Origin of the sequence: Bacteroides sp. CAG:633, assembly GCF_000435115.1 — a bacterium.
Taxonomy (GTDB): Bacteria; Bacteroidota; Bacteroidia; order Bacteroidales; family Bacteroidaceae; genus Bacteroides; species Bacteroides ndongoniae.
This window is the reverse complement of record NZ_FR883052.1, coordinates 1-4181: the sequence shown is the minus strand read 5'-3', so window position 1 is coordinate 4181 and position 4181 is coordinate 1. Positions and strand designations below refer to the sequence as shown.

The 4181-nt window shown below is 55.0% G+C and carries 5 protein-coding genes; 1 reads left to right on the top strand and 4 read right to left on the bottom strand.

All coding sequences use genetic code 11. The features are described 5' to 3' along the window. A partial coding sequence (locus QVP67_RS06705) for an alkaline phosphatase (protein WP_288179985.1) occupies positions 1-889 on the top strand: 889 nt, incomplete at its 5' end. A 198-nt stretch (positions 890-1087) separates the two neighbouring features. On the opposite strand, the gene QVP67_RS06700 is transcribed toward QVP67_RS06705, so the two are convergent. From QVP67_RS06700 to radC, 4 genes are all read right to left on the bottom strand, one after another. After that, positions 1088-1852 carry a UDP-2,3-diacylglucosamine diphosphatase gene (locus QVP67_RS06700; protein ID WP_022162798.1) on the bottom strand — a complete coding sequence of 255 codons (765 nt, stop codon included), beginning with the start codon at positions 1850-1852 and terminating at the stop codon, positions 1088-1090. 33 nt (positions 1853-1885) lie between these two features. Next, positions 1886-3031 (bottom strand): TlpA disulfide reductase family protein, encoded by a 1146-nt coding sequence (locus tag QVP67_RS06695; protein ID WP_022162797.1) that lies wholly within the window; start codon positions 3029-3031, stop codon positions 1886-1888. A gap of 18 nt (positions 3032-3049) precedes the next feature. After that, the gene (locus QVP67_RS06690) at positions 3050-3361 is read right to left on the bottom strand and encodes a DUF59 domain-containing protein (protein WP_022162796.1); all 312 of its coding nucleotides are present in this window, start codon (positions 3359-3361) and stop codon (positions 3050-3052) included. 98 nt (positions 3362-3459) lie between these two features. Beyond that, the gene (gene radC, locus QVP67_RS06685) at positions 3460-4146 is read right to left on the bottom strand and encodes a RadC family protein (RefSeq protein ID WP_022162795.1); all 687 of its coding nucleotides are present in this window, start codon (positions 4144-4146) and stop codon (positions 3460-3462) included. Positions 4147-4181: the final 35 nt, after the last annotated feature.

Below are 4181 nucleotides of genomic sequence, written 5' to 3'. Positions count from 1 at the left end.
CACGTTCGACAAGAAAGATGCTCCCAGCATCTACCCCATCTTCGAGCAGGCCGGCTACACCATTGCCCGCGGACTCGACGAATATAAAGCCAAGGCAGATGATGCAGGCAAGATGATACTGATGCAGAAAGAAGGTGCCAACTCTTCGAGCCTGCCCTACGCCATCGACCGCAGCGAAGGCGACCTGACGCTGGCACAGATCACCGAGAGCGCTATCGACTTCCTGTCGCGCGACAACAAGAAGGGCTTCTTCCTCATGGTCGAGGGTGGAAAGATTGACTGGGCTTGCCACAGCAACGACCCCGCCACGATGGTCAAGGAAGTCATCGACATGGACAACGCCGTCCGTGTGGCTTACGAATTCTACAAGAAGCACCCCAAAGAGACGCTGATTGTGATTACAGCCGACCACGAAACCGGCGGACTGGCCTTGGGCAACAGCAACTATACGCTGAACCTCAAGTCGCTCGATTGTCAGAAACAGTCGGTTGACCTGCTTTCGCGTGCCCTTACCGACCTTCGCAAATCCAAAGGCAACAAAGCCACTTGGGAAGACGTGAAAGCCTTGCTGACCGAACGCATGGGCTTCTGGGGCGAACTGACCCCCACCTGGGAGCAGGAGAAGATGTTGCGCGACGAGTTCGAATCGTCCTTTGTCCGCAATAAGGTAGTCTTCGAAGAGAGCCTCTACTCGAAGACCGAACCGCTGGCCGCCGTAGCCAAGAAGGTACTGAGCCAGATGTCGAAGCTGGGTTGGACCACCGGAAGCCACTCGGCCGAATACGTACCTGTATTTGCCGTAGGTGCCGGCTCGAAGCTCTTCATGGGCAAGATGGACAATACGGACATCCCGAAACGCATCGCCAAGGCTGCCGGTTACAAGTGGTAACCCACCGCGGCCTTGCGCCGGGCGCAAGCTGAAGAGGGTGCATTAAGCACAAGAACAGGTTACAAATTTCAGGCACGGATTACACGGAAAATCACGGTGAAAAGAATAAAGCAATCCGTGAAAATCTGTGTAATCCGTGCCTGAAAAATCAGTTCTTCTGCTTAATACACCCTCTTTCCGTATCTATACAGTTGGTTTTTACAGCTTCGTTTCCCCCTCGACAAACTCTTCGAGGAAAAGGTTTTCACCGTCGAACACGGCGTACGAGAAGTAATTGATCCAGTCGCCCAGAATGACGATGCGCGACTTGGCGCTCAGCATCAGGTCGAGTTCGATGTGGCGGTGTCCGTAGATGAAGAAGTTGATGTCGGGATGGTTCTTCAGATAGTCCTTGGTGTAGAGCACCAGAAACTCGTTGTTTTCGCCCATGTAGTCGGGTTCCTTGCCGTTCACGCGCTTCAGGCGGCTGTGCTTGGCCCAGTTCAGCCCGAACTCCATGCTCCAGCGCGGATGCAGGGCCGAGAAGAGGGTTTGCAGCGTGCGGTTGTGGAATATGGCACGCAACATCTTGAACTTGCGGTCGGGGTCGCCCAGCCCGTCGCCGTGGGCCAGGTAGAACTCCTTTCCGTAGATTTCGGTGGTCAGGGGGTGGCGATGCAGGATGACGCCACACTCCTTGGTCAGATAGTCGCCGCACCAGATGTCGTGGTTGCCCGTGAAGAAGTGCACTTCCACGCCCAGGTCGGTCAGTTCGGACAGTTTGCCCAGAAAGCGCGTATATCCCTTGGGCACGACGGTCTTAAATTCGTACCAGAAGTCGAACATGTCGCCCAGCAGGTAGACGGCAGCTGCCTTGTGCTTGATGCTGTCCAGAAAGTTGACCAGGCGGCGTTCCTGCGTCCGCCCGTGTTCGATGGCCCGTGAGCCGAGGTGTGCGTCGGAAAGGAAATATACGTTCTTCATATCAGGCTTGATGTTAGGGGTTGGCGTTTATCTTTATTTGAACAGTTCGTCCAGGTATTTGTAGAAGGCGGGGTCTTCGCCTACCACTACTTTGGCGATTTTGCCTTGCGGATCGATGACGATTTTGGTGGGATATCCCTGTATGCCGTACTTCACGGTGATGTCTGCCTCGTCCGTATTGCGCACGTGCAGCCAGGGCAGTTCGTGTTCCTTGACGGCAGCTTTCCATTTCTCTTCCGTGTCGCGGCAGTCGATGCCCAGTATCTCCATGCGGTCTTTATACTTGGTGTAGTATTTCTTCATGTCGGGGATGCCTTTGATGCACCAGCCGCACCAGCTACCCCAGAAGTCCAGCACCACGTACTTGCCACGCAGCGACGACAGGGTGAGGTCGTTGCCCTGTAGGTCTTTCAGGGTGAAGTCGGGGGCGTCGGCGCCTTCTGTGATGTTCTTTTGTGCTTCTTTGCGGGCTTTCTGTTGGGCGATAGCTTCTATCATGGCGCGATAGAGCGAAGCCATCGGGCCATTCTGTGCCTTTTCGCCGACAATGTCGAGCAGGTCGCTTGCGGTTCTGCCCATATCGGATATCAGATAAACGGAGAGGTCTTCGTCGGGGTGCTGACGGATGTAGTCTTCCTTCACCTTTTGCATATCGGCATGGATGGGTTCATAGAGCTGTCGCAACGAGTCGATGCGTTCGGGCGTCAGTGTTCCTTTGTTCTGCATGTCGATGATGACTTGTGTCACTTTGTGCATCTTGTCCTCATAGGGCTTGTACTGTTTGCGCACTTCTTCGTAGGCCTGGTGGAAGGCGTTCCCTTTCAGATGGTAGTCGTCCATGGAGCCGCTTACCTCCACTGTCTCGCCGGGGAAGGCTACTACGCCGATTGTCTGGCGAAGCGATGCTGCTTCGGCACCATTACTGGGTTTGGCATAGAAATAGGCTTCCATCGGTACACTGTCGTTCTTAAGCTGGAAGGAGAATTGCCCATTCTGCATGGCAATTGTATCCCTTTGCACCGCGCTTCGGCTCAGGTCCGACAGGGCAAAGTAGTTTACAATCAGTGTATCACTTTCTATACCGGTCAGGTTGCCGGTGATGGTAGTCTGTTTCGGTGCGGGCTGGCAGGCGCAGAGCAGTGCGGTGGTGGCCAGCAGGCTGAGTTGTTTCTTGTTCATGGTATGTAGTTTTATTCGTTATAAGAATCCCAGTTCCAGTTTGGCTTCTTCGCTCATCATGTCCTTGTCCCATTCGGGTTCGAAGACGAGGTTGATGGTGGCGGCACTGACGCCTTCGATGCTCTCTATCTTCTGGCGGATGTCTTCCATGATGAAGTCGGCCGCGGGACAGTTGGGAGCGGTGAGGGTCATGTCGATGCTGACGTTACCGTCGTCGGCTACGTCTATCTTGTAGATGAGGCCCAGGTCGTATACGTTGACGGGTATTTCGGGGTCGTATACGGTTTTGAGCATGGCTACTATTTTCTCTTCTATTTCAAATCGGGTCATACGAATTGCGTTGTTAAGGGTTGTTTATGGTGGCAAAGCTATGTATTTTAATTGAAACGACAAAATCGTAGACCGTGGTTTCTTGTGTGCTGTGCGGGTCAGAGGGCGCCTTCGTCGGCGAAGCTGTAGTAGCTGCCGTCGGTGACGATGAGGTGGTCGGTGAGGCGTATGTTCATGATTTGCGCGGCCTGTCGGATGCGGTCGGTCAGGCGGCGGTCGTCGTTGCTGGGGCGGGTGTTGCCCGAGGGGTGGTTGTGGACGAGTATCAGCTGGGTGGCGCGGCGCAGCAGGGCTTCGCGCAGGATGGTGCGTACGTCAGCGGTGGTCTGGTCGATGCCTCCGCGGCTGATGCAGATTTTGTCGATTACTTTTCCGGCCTGGTTGAGGAGGAGTATCCAGAACTCTTCGGTGGGCAGGTCGCACATCAGGGGGTAGAACAGCTCGTAGATGTCGGTAGAACAGCGGATGGCGGGGCGTTCGGCAGGTTGGCTCAGCTTGCGGCGTCTGCCCAGTTCGAGGGCGGCCATGATGGTGATGCTCTTGGCAGGGCCTAGCCCCTTGAAGCGGGCAAAGTCGCGCATTTCCCACTTGCCCAGTTGGTTGAGGTCGTTGCCGCAGGCGTTCATCACGCGTTGCATCAGTGTTACGGCGCTTTCTTCGGCATTGCCCGAACCGATGAGGATGGCCAGCAGTTCGGCGTCGCTCAAGGCTTCGGCGCCTTTCAGCATCATCTTTTCGCGGGGGCGGTCTTCGGCAGCCAGTTGCTTGATGGTGAGTTTGTTCATAGTTTTTTTAGTTGACAAGTTGACGAGTTGACAAG